21 protein-coding genes are annotated in these 18971 nt (G+C 40.3%); 14 read left to right on the forward strand and 7 right to left on the reverse strand.

Features of this window, described 5'->3' with window-relative positions; all coding sequences use genetic code 11:
- Positions 1–280 precede the first annotated feature (280 nt).
- The gene (locus tag A3GQ_RS0115795; RefSeq protein ID WP_037465197.1) at positions 281–1441 is read right to left on the reverse strand and encodes an RNA-guided endonuclease InsQ/TnpB family protein; all 1161 of its coding nucleotides are present in this window, start codon (positions 1439–1441) and stop codon (positions 281–283) included.
- Positions 1442–1712: 271 nt separating this feature from the next.
- Complete coding sequence (locus A3GQ_RS25780; RefSeq protein ID WP_051271905.1) at positions 1713–2393, reverse strand: Crp/Fnr family transcriptional regulator; 681 nt, start codon at positions 2391–2393, stop codon at positions 1713–1715.
- 44 nt (positions 2394–2437) lie between these two features.
- On the opposite strand from A3GQ_RS25780, the gene A3GQ_RS0115805 reads away from it, so the two are divergent.
- The 3 genes from A3GQ_RS0115805 to A3GQ_RS0115815 are packed head-to-tail and all read left to right on the forward strand — an operon-like array spanning position 2438 to position 5555.
- A complete protein-coding gene (locus A3GQ_RS0115805; protein WP_028777884.1) occupies positions 2438–3811 on the forward strand; it encodes an amino acid permease in 1374 nt (457 codons plus the stop codon).
- Positions 3808–4938 carry an aminotransferase class V-fold PLP-dependent enzyme gene (locus A3GQ_RS0115810; RefSeq protein WP_028777885.1) on the forward strand — a complete coding sequence of 377 codons (1131 nt, stop codon included), beginning with the start codon at positions 3808–3810 and terminating at the stop codon, positions 4936–4938. Before A3GQ_RS0115805 ends, A3GQ_RS0115810 begins: the two co-directional genes overlap by 4 nt.
- Positions 4935–5555: a YitT family protein gene (locus A3GQ_RS0115815; RefSeq protein WP_028777886.1), complete on the forward strand. Its 621-nt coding sequence runs from the start codon at positions 4935–4937 to the stop codon at positions 5553–5555. Before A3GQ_RS0115810 ends, A3GQ_RS0115815 begins: the two co-directional genes overlap by 4 nt.
- A 35-nt stretch (positions 5556–5590) precedes the next feature.
- Here A3GQ_RS0115815 and A3GQ_RS0115820 read toward each other — a convergent pair whose 3' ends face one another.
- Complete coding sequence (locus tag A3GQ_RS0115820; RefSeq protein WP_028777887.1) at positions 5591–5779, reverse strand: twin-arginine translocase TatA/TatE family subunit; 189 nt, start codon at positions 5777–5779, stop codon at positions 5591–5593.
- 168 nt (positions 5780–5947) lie between these two features.
- Between A3GQ_RS0115820 and A3GQ_RS0115825 the strand changes: the two genes are divergently transcribed.
- From A3GQ_RS0115825 to A3GQ_RS0115850, 6 genes are all read left to right on the forward strand, one after another.
- Entirely contained in the window at positions 5948–6628 is a 681-nt protein-coding gene (locus A3GQ_RS0115825) for a response regulator transcription factor (protein WP_028777888.1), read from the forward strand.
- Positions 6621–7670, forward strand: a complete 1050-nt coding sequence (locus tag A3GQ_RS0115830) for a sensor histidine kinase (RefSeq protein ID WP_028777889.1) — start codon at positions 6621–6623, stop codon at positions 7668–7670. The genes A3GQ_RS0115825 and A3GQ_RS0115830 overlap by 8 nt, the downstream gene beginning before the upstream one ends.
- 97 nt (positions 7671–7767) lie before the next feature.
- Entirely contained in the window at positions 7768–8553 is a 786-nt protein-coding gene (locus tag A3GQ_RS24630; protein WP_051271908.1) for a LamG domain-containing protein, read from the forward strand.
- Between the two features lie 56 nt (positions 8554–8609).
- Complete coding sequence (locus A3GQ_RS0115840; RefSeq protein ID WP_028777890.1) at positions 8610–8861, forward strand: hypothetical protein; 252 nt, start codon at positions 8610–8612, stop codon at positions 8859–8861.
- Positions 8862–9044: 183 nt separating this feature from the next.
- Positions 9045–9395 (forward strand): hypothetical protein, encoded by a 351-nt coding sequence (locus A3GQ_RS0115845; protein ID WP_028777891.1) that lies wholly within the window; start codon positions 9045–9047, stop codon positions 9393–9395.
- A gap of 138 nt (positions 9396–9533) precedes the next feature.
- Positions 9534–9875 carry a hypothetical protein gene (locus A3GQ_RS0115850; protein ID WP_028777892.1) on the forward strand — a complete coding sequence of 114 codons (342 nt, stop codon included), beginning with the start codon at positions 9534–9536 and terminating at the stop codon, positions 9873–9875.
- Positions 9876–10067: 192 nt separating this feature from the next.
- On the opposite strand, the gene pruA is transcribed toward A3GQ_RS0115850, so the two are convergent.
- A complete protein-coding gene (gene pruA / locus A3GQ_RS0115855; protein WP_028777893.1) occupies positions 10068–11612 on the reverse strand; it encodes an L-glutamate gamma-semialdehyde dehydrogenase in 1545 nt (514 codons plus the stop codon).
- Between the two features lie 163 nt (positions 11613–11775).
- Between pruA and A3GQ_RS0115860 the strand changes: the two genes are divergently transcribed.
- From A3GQ_RS0115860 to A3GQ_RS0115875, 4 genes are all read left to right on the forward strand, one after another.
- Positions 11776–12699, forward strand: a complete 924-nt coding sequence (locus A3GQ_RS0115860) for a proline dehydrogenase family protein (RefSeq protein ID WP_028777894.1) — start codon at positions 11776–11778, stop codon at positions 12697–12699.
- 166 nt (positions 12700–12865) lie between these two features.
- The gene (locus A3GQ_RS0115865) at positions 12866–13354 is read left to right on the forward strand and encodes an Lrp/AsnC family transcriptional regulator (RefSeq protein ID WP_028777895.1); all 489 of its coding nucleotides are present in this window, start codon (positions 12866–12868) and stop codon (positions 13352–13354) included.
- Between the two features lie 27 nt (positions 13355–13381).
- On the forward strand, positions 13382–14584 hold the full coding sequence (locus A3GQ_RS0115870) for an aminotransferase class I/II-fold pyridoxal phosphate-dependent enzyme (protein WP_051271911.1): 1203 nt from the start codon (positions 13382–13384) through the stop codon (positions 14582–14584).
- Between the two features lie 168 nt (positions 14585–14752).
- Positions 14753–15286, forward strand: a complete 534-nt coding sequence (locus A3GQ_RS0115875) for a hypothetical protein (protein WP_028777897.1) — start codon at positions 14753–14755, stop codon at positions 15284–15286.
- Positions 15287–15353: 67 nt separating this feature from the next.
- On the opposite strand, the gene A3GQ_RS0115880 is transcribed toward A3GQ_RS0115875, so the two are convergent.
- On the reverse strand, positions 15354–15788 hold the full coding sequence (locus A3GQ_RS0115880; RefSeq protein ID WP_028777898.1) for a hypothetical protein: 435 nt from the start codon (positions 15786–15788) through the stop codon (positions 15354–15356).
- A gap of 190 nt (positions 15789–15978) precedes the next feature.
- Here A3GQ_RS0115880 and A3GQ_RS0115885 point away from each other — a divergent pair, with 190 nt between their 5' ends.
- Complete coding sequence (locus A3GQ_RS0115885; protein WP_028777899.1) at positions 15979–16713, forward strand: YheC/YheD family protein; 735 nt, start codon at positions 15979–15981, stop codon at positions 16711–16713.
- A 49-nt stretch (positions 16714–16762) separates the two neighbouring features.
- Here the strand turns inward: A3GQ_RS0115885 and A3GQ_RS0115890 are convergent, their stop codons facing one another.
- Positions 16763–17755: an asparaginase gene (locus tag A3GQ_RS0115890; RefSeq protein ID WP_028777900.1), complete on the reverse strand. Its 993-nt coding sequence runs from the start codon at positions 17753–17755 to the stop codon at positions 16763–16765.
- A 250-nt stretch (positions 17756–18005) separates the two neighbouring features.
- Positions 18006–18896 (reverse strand): YitT family protein, encoded by an 891-nt coding sequence (locus A3GQ_RS0115895; RefSeq protein ID WP_051271914.1) that lies wholly within the window; start codon positions 18894–18896, stop codon positions 18006–18008.
- Positions 18897–18971: the final 75 nt, after the last annotated feature.

The following is an 18971-nucleotide window of genomic DNA, read 5'->3' on the forward strand; positions in this document are numbered from 1 at the left end:
TCCTTGGCTAATCGCAAACGTACCAACAGCACCTTTCTCCTTGTGATACGTTCACTATACGGGAGAAAAATAAACCCTCAAGAAAGAAAAGAATGAGCCTCTCCCGCTTACGCTTCGCTAAGAAGCGGGAGTTTCTTACCACCAGAACCAAAATGACTTCACGTATCTAAGGGTTTTCCTTCTATACTCGATCGAAGTGATCGGAATGCATCGAGATTCCTAAGTAAGCAACAGGTACAACATGTACCAGGGTCGGAACAGACCATCTACTACTTTTCGTTTAAGCGATCCGTAGATACGTTTGCTTGGTGGACACATCCAGATGATAGATCTCTCCATAGAGCGATTTAGCTAGAATATTTCTTGCTCCATGCGTATCACGATGTTCTTGATAGCCACAGGAACAGCGATAGTTTCTAGAAGAGACCTTCTTTCTCTTCTTGCAGACAGGACATGTCTGACTCGTATACGACTCATCGATTGGATGAAGCCTCATTCCCTTCATTGCTAACTTGTATAGTAAGTACTTCTTTACTTTTCCAAAGGACCAATTGGAGAGACGCTGTGCTTGTTTTCGTGTTGCTCTCTTCTTCTGTCTCGTCTTTCTTTGTACTCCTTCTGGATTCCCTATATGAACATTCGATACTGCTTGGTTTACACACCAATCGACAAACTGTTTGGTCGTTTTATGGAGGGCATCTTGTAGTTGTTTTTCGGATTTCGAAAGCACATATCGTTTGGCCTTCTGGTACTTTTTCCACTGACGAGAACCTTTTTTACACTTGGACTGAAGGCGCTGAATCTCTGCTACCTTCTTATTTCGGAGTCGATGAATCGAGCGCACTTTCCGACCGGTAATGATGATGGCCTCTCCGGTTTCTGCAAAAGCAGCAAGGCTATGGATTTCACCAAGATCTACTCCAACAGATTGTTTCTTCTGATAGGGTTGATTCTCTTTTCCATCTTCAAAAGCAATCGATAGATAAAGCCCATAATCATAGCAAAGTTCGATTTCTTTGATCATCCCTTTTGGAAAATTTCGAGTATATAGCACAATCGGTTTCTCCCGTTTTCCATCATGGATTCCCATCGATAGCTCTATTTTTTCATTTGCATGAATTTTGAAGCCATCTTTTGCCCACTTGGTATTGAAATGGTTCTTGTTTCGGTAGGGATAACGTGCGGTTTTCCTTCCTTTTTGGATGGCTTGGTGTGCAGTGTCTCTGGCAAATAGATACTTGTGACAAACTGCTTGAATCGATTGGCTATGTAGATGAAACTTCCCTTTGGTCACTTTTTGTAATTCGGACTTCGTGATCCACTTTCCATTGTCTACATAATGTTGTCTGGAAAGAGATAAACAATGGTTCCAAACCAATGCAGATTCACGGTTACAGGCAAAGAGACGATCCCTATCGGATTTCGATGTAGTGAAGTACACTTTTTTGGCACGAAGTATGGTTTTCGCCCCCCTCTATTTATGTCTTAGAAGGGATTGTATACCAGAACAAACGATCGATCAACTATTTTTTGGAAAAAATTCGTCTGAAACTCGCAATTCATCTCACCGCTTATAGAAGCAGGAGACTTCTTGCGCAAATGAGTTAAATAAAAATAAAGTGTAGAAAATATCTGTCCATAGCAAATAATAACAGCCAGAATGTAAAGTTCTTTACAGCACATCCGACACAAAATGTCTACAATTTAAGTAGTTACTTAACTCCCTCTCGTAAGCGTTCCAAGGCAGCCACAGAGGCTAAAGTAATGTAACCGTTTTCTTTTGTGAGCACTTTCTCAAGACGTAGGAGTTGGAAGATTTGTGCGACTGTCACTCTTGATGTACCAGCTACATTCGCCATTTCTTGTTGGGTAAAACGAATCGTGATCCGAATCCGGTCATTCTCTTCTACCCCATATGTTTCGGCTAACTGGATCAATAATTGGATTACCCTTGATCTGGCGCTTCGATAAGAGAGCTCCACAATCTGGGTAGTTAAAAGTTGAAATTTCTTATCTAAGTTAAACAAATAAAAACGGAGTAATTCCGGATGTTTTTCTATCAGTTGGCGAAAAACAGCAGAGGGAAAGCTGTATATGTGACAAGAGCTTGCTGCAATCGCACTTGTTAAATAGGTTTGGCTCGCATATAAACCCAAATCGCCCACAATTCCATTTGCTCCTACGATCATGATCGCTTTTTCTTCCCCTAGTTTGTTGGTAATGGATAAGCGAATTCTCCCTTCCCTTACCACATAGATTTGGTTCATTGTCTCTTCTTGGTCAAATAGAACTTGATTTTTGTACATCGTCCATCTCGTCGCTTCTTCGGAAAACGAAGACCAATCAAATTGTAGATTTTCTATCCACATGGATGTCTTTTTATTCTTCTTCATCGGATCTGCCTCTTTTTCTACTTTCATTCAATAGGGGTGACAACATGTCTAAACAACAAGAAGCAATCTTTGAACGTGAGAATGATTTGCAACGAAAGCTTTCGCAGCGACAATTGACGATGATCGCCATTGGTGGTGCGGTAGGAACTGGATTGTTTATGGGATCAGGGATCGCGATTAGTTATGCTGGACCTGGTGTATTAATCAGTTATGCTATTGCTGCCCTTATTGCACTTACGATGATGATGTGTTTATCAGAAATGACCATGGCTCACCCTACTTCTGGTTCTTTTGGTTCCCATGCGGAGCGATATATTGGGCCTTGGGCAGGTTATTTGGTACGATATACGTACTGGGGAGCCCAAGTGATAGCGATTGGCGGGGAGGCAACAGCCGTCGCTCTTTATATGAAGTACTGGTTTCCTGCTGTACCCGCTTGGTTATGGATTATCGTTTTTGCAGCCGTTATCATTTTTGTCAATGCTCGATCTGTCAATAACTTTGGCGCATTTGAATATTGGTTTTCTACAATTAAAGTCACAGCAATTATCGTGTTCATTATACTAGGAATTTGTGTCATCTTTGGACTTGGCACGGAACCAACAGGAATTAGCAACTATACTTCCAACGGTGGATTTATGCCAAATGGATTTTCAGGTGTATGGATGGCCGTATTGATGGCAATCTTTAGCTTCTATGGTGTAGAAGTCGTTGCTGTTACTGCCGGGGAAGCAAAAGATCCACAAAAGGCAATCCCAAAAGCCATGCGTACAATGGTTTTTCGATTGATCATCTTCTATATCTTATCTCTTGGAATCATGCTTGCTGTCGTTCCATGGGAACACACAGGTGCACATGCGGTAACAGAAAGCCCCTTTGTAAAAGTGTTCGCTTCACTCGGGATTCCATATGCAGCCGGAATTATGAACTTTGTCGTCTTAACAGCAGCACTTTCCAGTATGAATACAAACTTATATTTATGTAGCCGAATGATTTTCTCTCTTGGCCGTGGTGGCTATACACCGAAAGCACTCGGAAAACTGAACAAACGCGGTGTACCATTTAATGCCTTGCTGGCTTCGAGTGTGGGACTAGCTATCGCCATGCTGCTCAATGTCCTCACTCCAAATGCTTTTGGTCAATTGTTTGGCATCTCCATCTTTGGTGGTATCTTCGTCTGGATCATGATCTTTATTACTTTCTTACGGTTCCGTAAAGAAAATGGAAAACTGCAAAGCTTATCGTATCACGCGCCATTGCATCCAATACCAGCTTTCGCAGGCTTACTCCTTCTCATTGGGATCATGGTCACGATGCTGTTTAGCGCAGATTGGCAATATGCTTGGTACTTCGGTGCACCTTGGATCGTTTTGGTTCTTATTTCTTACTACTTTTATGGAAGGAGAGCTAACCAATGAGTTTATCTTCATATCGAAAAGAGTTTCCTATTCTTAGCGAAAAAATTCACCTTGGAAATTGCTCGCAAGCACCACAATCGCTACCTGTTTTGAACGCCATGGATGAATACTTTCACAATTGGCGAACGATAGGAATGGATTGGGACTATTGGATGACAGGTGTAGAAAAAGCAAAAGCTAGTTTTGCAAAACTTATCCATGCTGATGTCGACGAAATCGCCGTTGTTAGTTGTGTCTCAGATGCCGTCACGAGTATTGCTAGTACTTTTCCTTGGAACGGGCGAAAAAAAGTGATCACAACAGAAGCAGAATTTCCTTCGGTCGGTCATGTTTGGAATAGCTTTACGAAAAAAGGATTGGTGGATGTATCGTTCATCACTTCTGATGACGGCCTATACTCAGCCGATCAGCTCGATGGGATCATCAACAAAGATACTGCACTCGTATCCATCCACCATGTCGGTTACTATAATTCAGCAAAACAAGATCTAGCCGCTTTTGCTAAAAAAGCACATGAACATGGAGCAAAAGTTTTTGTTGATGCCTATCAGTCACTCGGAACATGTGACATCAATGTAAAAGAGCTAGACATCGATATGCTCGCATCTGGTAATTTGAAGTACTTGCTCGGTATTCCTGGAGTGGCTTTCCTCTATGTTAAAAAAGAGATTGCCGAACAATTAGAACCTGCAATGACTGGTTGGTTTGGCCGCATCAATCCGTTTCATTTTGATGCTACACACCTTGATTTTGCAGAAGGGGCTCGACGATTCAATACAGGTACTCCCCCTGTTATTGCGGCTTTTGCTGCTCGTGGCGGAATGGATTTCTTACTAGAAGTCGGAATGGACCGTATTGAACAGCGCATTCAAGAACTATCCAGCCACACACTCATAGAAGCTGCCAAGCGTGGTCTGGAAATCGCAAGCCCATTAAATCCCGCATTAAAGGGTGCATCTACTGCTATCCGTGTTAACGATGCACATAAAGTAGAAAATTATTTAGCAGAACATCAAGTAATTGGCTCTGCACGCGCAGATGTCATTCGACTAGCACCTCACTTTTTTACAGAAGAAAAGGAAATAGATCGAGCATTGGATCTTGTGGCAGAAAGCTTAAAACAATGAAAAATAAGACAAAAAAAGAGATTTATGATTATCTGTATATCACAATTGGCACCTGTATCTTGGCTGCTGCCTTTCATCTATTCATCAAACCAAATGACTTACTAGTATCCGGAATGGGCGGTATTGCACTTTTGATCGCCCATTTCTTCCCTATTTCCTTAGGAGTAATTTATCTGGTACTCAATATTCCATTGTTTTTTGTTGGATGGCGGTCCATTGGGATGCAATTTTTACTAAAAAGTATTTGGGGCACCGTGATCCTTTCGCTGTTACTTTCTTTGTTCGCTTTTCTCCCTAGTGTTCCGAATGCGTTTTTTGGAGGAATACTGGGTGGCATCTTATCTGGTGTGGGAATAGGGATGGTGATTTTAGCAGGAGGGGCTACGGGAGGAACAGATATTGTATCTATCGTGATTAACCAAAAATATACTTGGTCCATCGGTACTGTTATGTTTCTCATCAATGTAGCGATCGTGATTGCCGGCACCTTTTTATTTGGATGGCAAAAGGCAATACTTACCGTGATTTCCCTCTATGTCACAACGCTTGTCATCAATTTCATCTTAAAAAAGTTTGCCAAAACACAAAAAAAAGAAGAACATCTCCTTTCTCCATGAGATGTTCTTCTTTTCTTATTATCTACTAAAATAAATTAATTTCCTTTATTCGCTTCGCTTTTCGTAACTTTCTTCTCTTCGTCATCCAAAACGCCGCTCATACCATTTTTGAACTCACGAAAGCTTTTTCCTACTGCTTTTCCAAGTTCAGGTAATTTTTTCGGACCGAAAAGGAGGAGTGCAACGATTACGATCAGAATCCATTCAAAACCGTTAATACCCATCTTTATCCCTCCTCAATCTTGTTAACCATTTTATATTATACTACCATCAAGGAAAAACCAAAAAGGAAAATCTTTCTTCTTGTTCATTTGAAACAATAATTGTTCATCTTCTATTCATACAAGACCTCTAAAATGTAATTACTACTCGACAAAAAGGAGATCACACAAATGGCACGTGTTATGGTTGTAGACGATGATGATCACATTCGTGAAGTTGTTTGTATCTTTCTTCGACAAGAAGGATTAGAAGTACAAGAAGCCGTCAATGGAAAAGATGCACTTAAACAACTGGAAACTTCTCAAGTAGATATGGTCATTTTAGACATAATGATGCCAAAAATGGATGGATGGGAACTCTGCTTAGAACTGCGAAAATATTATGATTTCCCTATTTTAATGCTAACAGCAAAAGGGGAAACAACAGATAAAATAAAAGGCTTTCGTGCTGGTACAGATGATTATTTAACCAAGCCATTCGAAGTAGAAGAACTTATGATGCGAGTCAAAGCCTTACTCCGGCGTTATCAAATTATTTCCTCCAACCGGGTACAAGTAGGAGAGCTGCTATTGGATCAATCCAGACACGAGATTTTATACAGACAATCTCCCATATCCATTCCGCTAAAAGAATTTGAGCTCTTATTTGAATTTGCCAACTACCCCAATCGCACCTTAACTCGGGAACACTTGATCGAGCGTATTTGGGGCTATGATTTTGCGGGAGACGAGCGAACGATTGATGTTCATGTAAAACGATTGCGTGAACGTTTTCCAGAAGAACGATTTTCCTTTTGTATTCGAACCGTTCGTGGGTTAGGATACCGTTTGGAGGTCGTCAAAGATGTCTAAGAGGAAAAGAGTATTGGGGTCTCTATCTGGAATAGGAATTGTGATTTTCTTCTGGTCTATCTCCTATTGGGTTATCCATCTTGTTTTTCCTACCCTAGAAATGGTAACAAATGAGTATATAAAAGATCTCGTTATCGGTCTATTTGGATTTATATTGATGATAAGCTCTTTCTATCTCATCGGCAAACTTTTTCGTTCCCGTCGAGATGATGTATTTCATCTCCTCATCGATGCTTTAAGTCGAATTAGAAAAGGAGATTTTAATGTAAAACTAAACCTAGGCCGTACCAATATGGGCCACCCTTTTGCTACTTTGGCTTCAAGCATCAATGATATGGCAGAGGAATTGAGCGAAATGGAAGCAATGAGACAGGCTTTCATCTCCAATGTGTCACACGAAATACAATCCCCACTTACTTCGATACGTGGGTTTGCACGTGCACTGCAAAATGATGCTATCTCTCCCAGTCAACGTAATCGTTACTTGGATATCATTATCACCGAAAGTAACCGTCTATCCAAGTTAAGTGATAACTTAATGAAATTGACTTCTTTAGAATCGGAACATCATCCTTTCTCTGTAAAAACATATCGCCTAGATAAACAATTGCAACAAGTGATCCTTGCAAATGAACCACAATGGCTAGCCAAAAAAATTACAATTGAACCCATTCTATCGGAAGTAGAGATAACAGCAGACGAAGACCTACTCAATCAAGTCTGGATCAATCTGTTGCATAATAGCATGAAATTCACTGGAGAAAATAGTACTATTTCCATTACATTAAAACATATAGTTGAAAATACGATCGTAGAATTCATCGATAACGGCATTGGTATTGATCCAGAAGATCAACAACATATCTTTGAACGATTTTATAAGGGAGATAAATCACGAAACCGAAATGCTGCTGGTAGTGGACTTGGACTATCAATTGTGAAAAAAATCGTTGAACTCCATCTAGGAACGATAACGGTAAAAAGCGAAGTAGGAAAAGGAACCAAAATGACAGTGAGTCTCCCATTAACGTATGGAAAGTGAAAAGGACAAAAAAAGTCCTTTTTTTTGCTAAATAGACAAAATAATTGAAATAGAAATCGTTTACAATGATTGATAAGCATCGTACTGGAGGGATGACATGAATAAAGTCCAGAAAATATCCATTGCCACGTTTACTTTACTTGCAAGTTTTTGTATTCAAACAAATGCAACAAAAGCCGATGAAGATAATCCGTTAATAGGAAAGATCGTTTTCCAAGAAGATTTTGACGATCTTCAAGTCGGTTCAGGAAAAAAATGGGGATGGAAAACAGCAGCTTATGAATTTTGCACCACCAATCCCAAAAACAATAAGTTGGACAACCTCACCACAGAGGCAATGAAAATAGAAAATGGAAATCTTCATATTCATGCAACACCAAAAAGCAACGGCTTTTGGGATACGGGTTTGGTTACCAATGGGGATTCCTGTGATTCCGGCGGGGATCAATTCCTTGTAAAACCAGGTGATTTTCTCTTGACACATGTCAAACTCCCTACTGGAAATGTTGGGGCATGGCCCGGATTTTGGACATGGAAAGATGGTAGAAACGAGATTGATGTTTTCGAATGGCATTCAGACCAACCACATAAATTGGAGTTAACCAACCATGTCAATCCAGCTGGCTCCATTTATGAGGACAAAGACCTTATCGGACCTGATAAATGGGTCTACATTGGAACAAAAATCGGAGAGACGAGTAATACATGGTATGTCGGTTCTTCGGAAAAAGATTTAAAAGCAGTATTCTCTGATCAGACTGGTGTAGGCCCCGATTGGTCTGCTTATATGATTGCCAATCTATCGATCGATAATGGGAAACGCGCTCCACAAGGTGATGCTCCAATTGACTATTATATTGATTCGATCAAAGTATTCCGTTAATTCCGATTTTATCGTATAATAAATATCCAAGTATTCCTGCTACAGGAAAGGCCACCATGAAGATCCAGACACTTGAAGCCGCAGATGCTGAGATCGCAGCACTCTACTCGCAGACTCAGGTACAAGAGGACCGAGATCGAATCTACGTCCTCGAGTGCTTCGTCCGAGATGGAGGTTGCCTCGTGCTTTGCGACTTTCAGGAGCAGATCCAGAATGAGGTTGATCGACTCCGCAGAGGAGAAGATCTCCTTCTGGGCTACATCCCGGTCGTGGAAGCACTGATTCGCTTCGCTGCGAGATCTAACTAGATCTCCACATGGGGGGGCCTACTCTAGTAGGATGGATGTGAACATTCGATTCAATCGATAATCGCATCCTCCCATATAAAAATCAAAAGCCCTAGATGGGGCTTTTTTTAATCTTTGTTATGAATTATTATCCGTTCTATTGTATAATAATTCATGTCATTGTTTCTCTTTCGAAGGACGGAAATGAGTATCATAAGAGAAGAAGCTTTTCGTGCCATTGACGAAGGGATAAACCAACTAAAAAAAGACATCCAACGTCAAGGATCTGGAAATCTGCTTTGGAGATGGTTTGGCGGAAAAAAAAAACACAGTGAGGACACCATACTCGCTCTAAAGGCTCGTATCCATGATTTCGAGACCTTGAAGAAGTTCATCTTCACACGAAACCCGAGCAAAAACACAGGTTGGGTTATCGAATTGTGGTTCAATGCCAACCTTCTTCGACAGGGTAAAGAGCTAGTAGGAACACCCTACTCCAAACTCGTGCGAGAGGCCATTCTCCCCTACTTGGCCTTCACCTTCCCTTCCGAGTGAGAAACAAGGTGGTGTTGTGTACTTGTTACCTTCACCACCCCACATCATCTATCTATTCTCTTCTAAAAATGTACTTCTCAACTAACTTTCCTTCCTTTATACTGAAGGCGCAACAACCGATCCCTATTAGGAGACTTCATGTCCCAGCAGACCCGTCCTGTCGATCACAAGCAGAAGGCGATCGAGGCCTTCAAGAGCGAGATCACCACCATCAAGCGAGCGGATGACAGTATTCGCTCTAAGTCTGCGTTGCGCATGCAACTCACTCTTCTTGAGTGTGCACTTCGCCAGCTCATTGAACTCGCCACCAAGGGAAATACCTACCGTCTCACTTCTCCTCTCGCACGTGAATTCCGTCGGGATGCACATCGCTTGGCTTCTGGAAAGAATGCAGTAGGAGACCACTTCGAACCGATGATCGAAGGCCTGCGGCACCTCGGTCTGCACCTTCAGGAAGAGGCCAAGGGCAACCAGAAGTAATCCCTTATAGGGGCCGGGTGGTGTTGGTTGAGATAGAAAAACATTCAACCAACACCGCCCAAGCGAATATCTACTATTTTTTCTATAAATAATCGAACTGTATGTTTACCACTGCATTTTCCAATCACCTTTACTTTGATTACGAAAAAAAAGACCACTTTCTAGTGGTCTTTTCATACTTTATGAATAAACTTAAAGCGCTTCGGAAAGCGATTGTGCTTGCAAGAACAACAAGAGATAGTCACGTCCGCCAGCTTTGGAATCTGTACCAGACATATTAAATCCGCCAAATGGATGAACACCAACCAATGCACCTGTACATTTGCGGTTGAAGTACAAGTTACCAACATGGAATTCTTTGCGTGCTTTTTCTAGTTTGAGACGATCGCGGCAAATAACGGCACCAGTGAGACCAAACTCTGTATCATTGGCGATGTCTAACGCTTCGTCAAAACTATCTGCTTTGATAAATGCAAGTACTGGTCCAAAGATTTCTTCTTGGGAGATGCGTGCTTTTGGATCTACATCAGCAAAGACGGTAGGCTGAATAAAGTATCCATGCTCGTCTCCTTTTTCTCCACCTGCTACTAAGCGTCCTTCTTTTTTCCCAATCTCGATATACTCTAAAATTTTATTATAAGCTTTGTCATCCACTACAGGACCAAGATCGATGGTAACATCTTGTGCTTCGCCTAGTTTTAAACTCTTGGTTTTCTCGGTTACTTTCGCTAATACTTCGTCATAAACGTTTTTATGCACGATTGCGCGTGAACAAGCGGAACATTTTTGTCCAGCGAATCCAAATGCAGATTTTACGATGCTGTCCGCTGCTAGATCAAGATCTGCATCTTCATCTACTACGATCGAATCTTTCCCACCCATCTCAGCAACAACACGTTTGATCCATTTTTGTCCAGGTGCAGTTTGTGCTGCTTTTTCATTGATCCGCAGGCCAACTTCACGAGAACCAGTAAAGGAAATAAAACGAGTCATTGGGTGTTTGACGATGTATTCACCAACTACAGGGCCTGGACCTGGAACATAGTTGACAACACCTGCTGGCAGACCAGCTTCCTCAAGTATTTTGACAAATTGGTAAGCGATTACATTGGTAGGTGTAGCAGGTTTTAACACAACGGTATTTCCAGCTACAATCGCTGCTGTTGTCATTCCAACCGTAATAGCTAATGGAAAGTTCCATGGGGGAATAACCGCACCAACACCAATTGGTAGATAAACTAACTCATTTTGCTCTCCAATTAAAGGTGTGATTGGTTGACGTTCGCTGAGACGAAGCATTTCCCTGCCATAAAACTCCATGAAGTCAATCGCTTCTGCTGTATCTCCATCTGCTTCTGGCCAGCTTTTACCAGCTTCGGCAACCATCCAAGCAGAGAACTCATGCTTTTTACGACGTAAAATGGCAGCTGCTTTGAACAATACACGTGCACGAGCTGCTGGCTCTACATGTTTCCACCATGCGAATGCATCTACAGCAGTCTGCATCGCCTGTTCTGCAAGCTTTTCATCTGCTTCTGACACAATACCTACTACTTCTTTTGTATTAGAAGGATTGATGGAATCTACTTTTTGTTCAGTTTTGATATGTTTTCCACCGATAATCACATCGTATTCTTGCCCTAATTCGGACTTTACCTTATCTAAGGCAGCCTCAAAATCTTTGCGATTTTCTTTCAGAGAAAAATCGGTGAATGGTTCATTGCGAAACGGAATCATAGAATTTTTTCCTCCTATTTTTTATAACTCGATAAAATTGTAACGCAGAAATCGATCAAAAACAATCATTTACAACGATCTATTGTCTATTTTCTCTAGAATTTGTATAATAATAACTATAAATTAAACTATATTCATTATTTCATTATAAGTAGGTGTAGTCATGTCATTTGCCAGAAAAGTAGTTTTATCACTAGCTGCGAATCGGGTTATCCGCTCCTTTGCAAGCAAATATGGGATGAAACTGGGTGCTGGGCGATTCATTGCTGGAGTCACCTTAGAAGAAGCAATCAAACGTACAAGTGAACTGAACGATCAAAATCTATGGGTGACATTGGATCACTTAGGTGAAAGCGTTACCTCAAAGGAAGAGGCATTGGAAGCTACACGCATGGCAATCGATACCTATGCAGCAATTTATGCAGCTGGGTTGACCAAAACAAACGTTTCCGTCAAGTTAACACAACTTGGCCTAGATATAGATTCTTCCTTTTGCTTAGAAAATATGAGGGAAATCGTAACAAAAGCAAAAGAAACCAATAATTTTTTACGAATTGATATGGAGGATACCCCTCGGATCGACATTACGATGGAGATTTTCCAAACTTTGTTAAATGAATTTGGAAGCGCTAACATCGGACTTGTTATCCAGTCTTATTTGTATCGATCGGAAAAAGATGTGGAAAATTTAGGAAAACAAGGTGTCAACCTTCGCATGGTAAAAGGAGCTTACAAAGAACCAAAAGAAGTAGCTTACCCATCCAAAAAAGATGTGGATGATCAATACATTGCTCTTGTCAAGCAACATTTGTTAAACGGAGCATATACAGCTATTGCTACTCACGATGAAAACATGATTCATCCATTGATTACATGGTTGAAGGGAAATAATATCCCAGATCATCTATATGAATTTCAAATGTTGTATGGCATTCGAAGTGATCTTGCTAAAAAGCTCGTTGCAGATGGATTTAAAGTAAGAGTTTATACACCATTTGGCAAAGAATGGTATCCCTATTTTACAAGACGTCTCGCAGAGAGACCAGCAAATGCTCTTTTCATCATTAAAAATCTATTCAAAAAGTAAAGACATTTTATAGGTATTTATATTTTATCTGCATAACCAAAGGACTCATTCGTTCGATTATAGCTATCTTAAGAAAAAAGGGCCCATGGGCTCTTTTTTTGTATTAGTATATAGGGAACGCAGATTTTGCAGACTACCCATTGATCGAGAAAGGGGCGAAAGAGACATGGAACTGCAAGAAGAGATACTATCGTTGCTGACTGAGAATGCTCGACTCACCATCGAACAGATCGCACATATTGTAAATCAGCCAATCGAACTGGTAGATGAGACGATTGCGTTATTGGAAAAAAAACAAGCTATCATCGCCTATCAATGTGTGATAGATTGGAAAAAAATCGGAAAACAAAGAGTCCGCGCTCTGATCGATGTACAAGTTACTCCCCAACATGGTTATGGTTTTGATGTGATCGCAAAACGAATAGCTATGTATGAAGAAGTGGTAAATGTATACTTGATGTCTGGTGCTTACGATTTATCCATTTCGCTGGAAGTGGATTCTTTGGAAGCAGTAGGTCTTTTTGTAACCGAAAAACTAGCCCCATTAGACTTTGTCGTCAACACAAGAACTCATTTCGTCTTAAAAAAATACAAAGAGGCAAATGTTCTACTCGATACAGACAGTCCTGATAATCGATTACATATTGCCCCTTAATTTATTCAGGAAAAGGTTGTGTTTGTCATGGATTTAGAGTCTAAATTATCTCCGATCGTGCGAGATATGGCTCCCTCTGGAATACGTCGTTTTTTCGATCTTGTCAATCAAATACCAGATGCTATTTCCCTTGGTGTGGGAGAACCAGACTTTGTTACTCCTTATCACATTCGTAAAGCAGTAACGGATTCGCTAGAACACGGGCCAACCAGCTACACTTCTAATCAAGGTTTGCCAGAATTCCTTTCCGCTATCTCGAATTACTTACAAAAGCAATTTCAATTAACATACAATGCTGAAACAGAAATTATTACAACGTTTGGCGGCAGCGAAGCAATTGACCTTGCATTGCGTGCGCTCCTCTGTCCTGGTGATGAAGTACTCGTAGTAGAACCATCTTATGTCTCATACGAGCCTTGTGTTGTGCTAGCAGGTGGTATTCCTGTACCTGTTGCTACGCATGCGAGTGAAGGGTTCAAATTACGTGTAGAAGATTTGGAACGAAGAGTAACTCCAAATACAAAGGCACTTATTCTCTGTTATCCAAATAACCCCACTGGTGCGATTATGACAGCAGAAGACTACGCTCCCATCGTGGAATTTGTCAAAAAACATGAGTTGATCGTCATTTCAGATGAAATCTATGCAGAACTTACTTATGGCGGAAAAAAACATGTCTCCATCGCATCCTTTGACGGTATGAAAGATCACACCATCTTAATCAATGGATTCTCCAAATCTTTTGCGATGACAGGTTGGCGAATCGGCTTTATTGCCGCACCTGAACCGCTATTTCGTGGAATGTTAAAAATCCATCAATATACCGCACTCTGTGCACCACGAATGAGCCAAATTGCTGCTCTTGAAGCACTACAAAACGGGCTGCAAGAATGCAATAATATGATGCAACAATATGATCGAAGACGTCGTTTTGTCGTTCATTCTCTTTCCGAAATGGGACTGACTTGTATGAACCCAGAAGGAGCTTTCTATGCTTTCCCATCCATTGCCTCTACAGGGCTAGATGCAGAGACATTTGCTGAACAACTTTTGTTAGAAGAAGGGGTCGCAGTAGTTCCTGGAGGAGTATTTGGCCCAAGTGGAACAGAGCATATCCGTTGTTCTTATGCCACTTCTTTGGATCGATTGGGAGAAGCAATGAAACGGATGAAGCGATTTGTAGAGAAGAAAAAAAAGGAAAAACAAGATCCCTTTCTTCAGTTGGGATAAAAAAGATCCGTTTGGATCTTTTTTTGTTTTAGGACTTACGAACGGGAATCCTTCCCGTTTCAATGGGGTAGATGAAAGAGAGCGTTGCCTGAATCTCCACTATGAGATGATTTGGGGCAACTCATAAAACGCAATGGGCTAGGAACTAGCCTTCGTGAAGGGACTGGCATGAGTCGACCCAATGAAACAAGAATCTCTCCTATTCATTGGAGAGAGGTTCACGAAAAACCAACCTTTATTAACATATTTCAATTATTTTATACACGATTAAGATATACTTATCTTATGTTGGAGATAAAGGAAAACACGGATGGCGATTGGCTTTTGGATAGACCAGCAACTGATACTCACACACTGAAAGGGGAAAAAATATACTCCTTCACTGGTGCTTATGGTCCCGTTTCCATTACTGTCTTCACTGCACATCCTGACCAAGTCACATGGAACAAAGACAAAGTGACTTGCAGAAATGGGATAATTTTCATCGATTATCCCATCGAAGATCGACACCTTTGTTTCGAGATAAATCCAAGCCTAGAACAAGTTTTTCTGCTCCATCAAGGAAAAGTGTTTTTCAGCATCACATCAAGAGGATTCCTCTTTAAAGAATTGACCGAACCGTTTCGTTTCCTCAGGGATGAATTGTTCATCCCTGAGATTGAGCGCCTGAAAGACCGCGTCTTGGTACGGGCTTTCAGGTAGACATGTGGCCGGCCCTTGATTTGGGCCGGCCGCAACGCTTTTCCAAAATTATAGACTTCAGAGCTTTTTATGAAAAAATATGTAGATAAATAAAAATAATAGCTAAGATGAACCAAATAGGTGCAAAAATAAAAAATAATACGATAATTGTACCTAGACATCCTCCACTCTCCTCTTCTATGAAAAGAAGATCAAGGCAGTAAAAAATACTTCCTCCTACCACCAGTATTTGTTTTACATCTTCTCCTTCTTTTTGGCGAATCCATTCCTCCATTTCTGTTTTTTTATTTTCTGGAAAAAATACAATCTCTACTTCTCTGGAATACTCTTCGTCATCATCAAGTTCTACAAGTATATGGGTATCTACATCCTCTATATAAACAATATCGTTTCGATCTTTGGTAAAATCTATCAATAATTGTGGGTTTTCTTTAGGAAAAATGTAATACAACCTCTTCTGTATATTCTCTTGGTCATTTCGATGTATATCTAATGATTCCAATTTACACCCACCTTATAAAAAAATTATTTAAATAATGCATATTATAACAAAACTGCTATCCCATTTACTTTTATTCTCCTACTCTATTTCTATCTGTAATAAAAACCCTTCAAAGGGCAATAGCACTTACATACCAAAGCCCCTACTCATAAACTAAACGTAAACGGATCTGACAGGTGGGTGAGAAACATTGCAAAAAGAGATTAGTAAGATAGGCAATGCCAAGATTCTTGCCAGCAACCACTATGTTGCACCACATATCCCCGAATATCACCAGTTAACCAAAGCCAACTTACAAAATATGTTACACAAATACCCCACGGTCTATGTCAAACCGAATAACTCTTGTCAAGGTAAGGGTGTTATTCGTATTGAACGCAAAAAAAATTACTATTTGATAAAACCACGCGACCGCGATAAAACATATCGTCTGGCTTCTATAGATGCTTTACTACGTTGTATTCAGCGAGAAAAAATGAAACGAAAGTATCTCATTCAAAGAGGAATTGCCAGTTATACAGTGAAAAAACGATTATTTGATATCCGAACACATCTGGTGCGTATAGACGGCAAATGGGAAATGGGGGCCATCATTGGCCGTGTTGCTACAAAACGGGGAGTTGCTACAAATGCATATAGTGGCGGTACTCCTGTCCCTATCCAATCTTTATTAAAAGATCACTTGGAGTTTGATGAAGCAAAAAGTGAAAATTATATCGAGCAACTAACTGCCCTTTCTTTAGAAGCAACCAAAACCTTTGGTAGCGCATTTCCTAAGTGGACAGAATTTGGACTCGATATCGGAATCGATGAAAGAGGGGAATTGTGGATATACGAAATTAACATCAAACCAGGAATGTTGGTGTTTCGCAAAGATCGTCCATCTTACCAACGAATCATGCAAATGAAAAAATTGAAATCGTGAAAAAATAAAGTGGCAATACGGCAAAGGTATTGCCACCTCTCCTGATGTTTTATGATCTATCGAAAGCAATTGGTCTTTCCATGATCTTCTTTACTTCGCTTGGTTCTTCGCTTTTCCCCAAAGTCCACATTAGTTTTGCCACTATGGCTTCCGTATTCATATTCTTTGTATGAATGATACTTTTCTCTACAATATTGCGTCCAACTTCATACAAATGCAGGTCTTCTCCCTCTTCCAAACATTGTGTGGTGATCACTACTGATATCTCACTATCGATTAACTCTTCAATCTTTGGCAATAGATTACGGCCGACTATTGGGATTCCGCCACTACCAAAACTTTCCACAATAACCCCCTTATATACCTCTTGCTTGAGGTAATCGAATATATCCGGTTTTATCCCTGGATATAACTTCAGTACGATCACATCTGTACAAAGAGATGTATCACAAAGGAGAAGATGATTATCATTTGTAGGTCTCCCTAATGGATAGGTCACATCTTGATTGTTTACATAACCGATATAGGGATGGTTGACACTTTCAAATGCATCATAGCTTTTTGTTTTGATCTTCACTGCTCTTGTTCCCTGAATAACTCGCCCATCAAATACAACAAATACACCACTTATATCTTCACAAGCAAACCGAATGGCATCTTGGAGATTTCGTTTGGCATCCGTAATTTCAAAACTCATTGGTACTTGAGAACCTGTCAAAACAATTGGTTTATTGCCTTGTTGCAGCATATACGACAAAGCAGCAGAGGTATACGCCATTGTGTCTGTACCGTGTGTGATAACAAATCCATCATATAAATCATAGTGATCTCGAACTGCCTCCGCTATCGTCACCCATGATTCGGGCTGCATATTGGTACTATCAATATTCATCAATACTTTGGTATCTAGTTGATCGAGTAGAGGGATCTTCTCTACAAAGCGAATGAACTCATCTGGGGTCATCCCTGGCGTTAATCCTTTTTCTCCTTGAATCGATGCAATGGTTCCACCTGTTGCGAGCAATAAAAGCTTCTTTTTCAACCTGATCCCTCCTCTGTATATAAATCCGGACAGCTCTTTTGTTTTAATCTTTCTATTGAAGCAAACAATATACAATCTCACGGAAAATAATCAATGCTTTATTCATATAGAATTATACAATATCTAATTAAAAAAATTACAGGATAAGCTTTTAAATTAAACAAAAAAGATTTTAGCCCTTTTTTACTCAAGCAAAATGACCTCTAGGTGTACACCTAGAGGTCACAGCGTAATAAATATAAGAAAAGTTCTAGTGAATATCTCGTTTCTTAAAGCTTTCTCCTCTGACTTCATGGATATTGCCAATAGCCAGAAAAGCGGCTGGATCAATATCTTCTACAATCGCCTTGAGTTTTGCTTCTTCTAAACGTGTCACCACACAAAAGATTACCTTTTTATCATCTCCTGTATATGCTCCTTCGCCATTTAAATAAGTAACTCCACGTCCTAAACGATGTAAAATAACATCCCCAAGATCTTTTGATTTTTCGCTAATGATCCACACAGACTTTGTCTCTTCAAATCCTTCTATCGTGATATCGATAACTTTAAAAGCGATGAAATAGGCGATCAACGAATACATGGCACGATCCCATCCAAACACAAAGCCCGCACTTCCTAAAATAAAGATGTTAAAAAACATGACCGTCTGACCTACCGAAAAAGGGATCTTTTTATTAAACATAATCGCCAATATCTCTGTACCATCCAATGATCCCCCATAACGAATAACAAGACCAATACCTATCCCAATGATAATTCCGCCGAATACTGCGGCTAATAGTGGATCTTCTGTTAAAGGAGGAACAGGGTGGAGCCATACCGTCCCAATAGACATGACAAGAACCCCAAATAAAGTAGAAATCGCAAATGTTTTTCCTATCTGTTTATACCCTAAGAAAAAGAACGGTAAGTTTAATACAAAAAGGAAAATCCCTAAATTCCATCCGGAAAGATGGGACAACATAATCGAAATACCAACTACTCCACCATCTATAACTTGATTGGGAACAAGAAAGATTTCCAATCCAACCGCTACTAATAGTGCACCTAACAGAATCAAGGTTCCCCGTTTTAGTATTTTTGCGGCTGTTAATTTTTTATGATTTATTTGTTCGGTTGCAGATACAATTTCTCCCATAACTTGTACCTCCCTTTATTTTTTCTGATGAATTCAAGCAGTAAGAGGATGTTATATAAGGACATCATAGCTTTG

It is taken from the genome of Shimazuella kribbensis DSM 45090 (assembly GCF_000428065.1).
Taxonomy (GTDB): Bacteria; Bacillota; Bacilli; order Thermoactinomycetales; family Thermoactinomycetaceae; genus Shimazuella; species Shimazuella kribbensis.

What these genes read in the sequence shown, in the direction of transcription:
- A3GQ_RS25780 (WP_051271905.1), bottom strand. Translation starts at nt 2,393, where the DNA reads ATGAAGAAGAATAAAAAGACATCCATGTGGATAGAAAATCTACAATTT.
- A3GQ_RS0115805 (WP_028777884.1), top strand. Translation starts at nt 2,438, where the DNA reads ATGTCTAAACAACAAGAAGCAATCTTTGAACGTGAGAATGATTTGCAA.
- A3GQ_RS0115810 (WP_028777885.1), top strand. Translation starts at nt 3,808, where the DNA reads ATGAGTTTATCTTCATATCGAAAAGAGTTTCCTATTCTTAGCGAAAAA.
- A3GQ_RS0115815 (WP_028777886.1), top strand. Translation starts at nt 4,935, where the DNA reads ATGAAAAATAAGACAAAAAAAGAGATTTATGATTATCTGTATATCACA.
- A3GQ_RS0115820 (WP_028777887.1), bottom strand. Translation starts at nt 5,779, where the DNA reads ATGGGTATTAACGGTTTTGAATGGATTCTGATCGTAATCGTTGCACTC.
- A3GQ_RS0115825 (WP_028777888.1), top strand. Translation starts at nt 5,948, where the DNA reads ATGGCACGTGTTATGGTTGTAGACGATGATGATCACATTCGTGAAGTT.
- A3GQ_RS0115830 (WP_028777889.1), top strand. Translation starts at nt 6,621, where the DNA reads ATGTCTAAGAGGAAAAGAGTATTGGGGTCTCTATCTGGAATAGGAATT.
- A3GQ_RS24630 (WP_051271908.1), top strand. Translation starts at nt 7,768, where the DNA reads ATGAATAAAGTCCAGAAAATATCCATTGCCACGTTTACTTTACTTGCA.
- A3GQ_RS0115840 (WP_028777890.1), top strand. Translation starts at nt 8,610, where the DNA reads ATGAAGATCCAGACACTTGAAGCCGCAGATGCTGAGATCGCAGCACTC.
- A3GQ_RS0115845 (WP_028777891.1), top strand. Translation starts at nt 9,045, where the DNA reads ATGAGTATCATAAGAGAAGAAGCTTTTCGTGCCATTGACGAAGGGATA.
- A3GQ_RS0115850 (WP_028777892.1), top strand. Translation starts at nt 9,534, where the DNA reads ATGTCCCAGCAGACCCGTCCTGTCGATCACAAGCAGAAGGCGATCGAG.
- pruA (WP_028777893.1), bottom strand. Translation starts at nt 11,612, where the DNA reads ATGATTCCGTTTCGCAATGAACCATTCACCGATTTTTCTCTGAAAGAA.
- A3GQ_RS0115860 (WP_028777894.1), top strand. Translation starts at nt 11,776, where the DNA reads ATGTCATTTGCCAGAAAAGTAGTTTTATCACTAGCTGCGAATCGGGTT.
- A3GQ_RS0115865 (WP_028777895.1), top strand. Translation starts at nt 12,866, where the DNA reads ATGGAACTGCAAGAAGAGATACTATCGTTGCTGACTGAGAATGCTCGA.
- A3GQ_RS0115870 (WP_051271911.1), top strand. Translation starts at nt 13,382, where the DNA reads ATGGATTTAGAGTCTAAATTATCTCCGATCGTGCGAGATATGGCTCCC.
- A3GQ_RS0115875 (WP_028777897.1), top strand. Translation starts at nt 14,753, where the DNA reads ATGAGTCGACCCAATGAAACAAGAATCTCTCCTATTCATTGGAGAGAG.
- A3GQ_RS0115895 (WP_051271914.1), bottom strand. Translation starts at nt 18,896, where the DNA reads ATGGGAGAAATTGTATCTGCAACCGAACAAATAAATCATAAAAAATTA.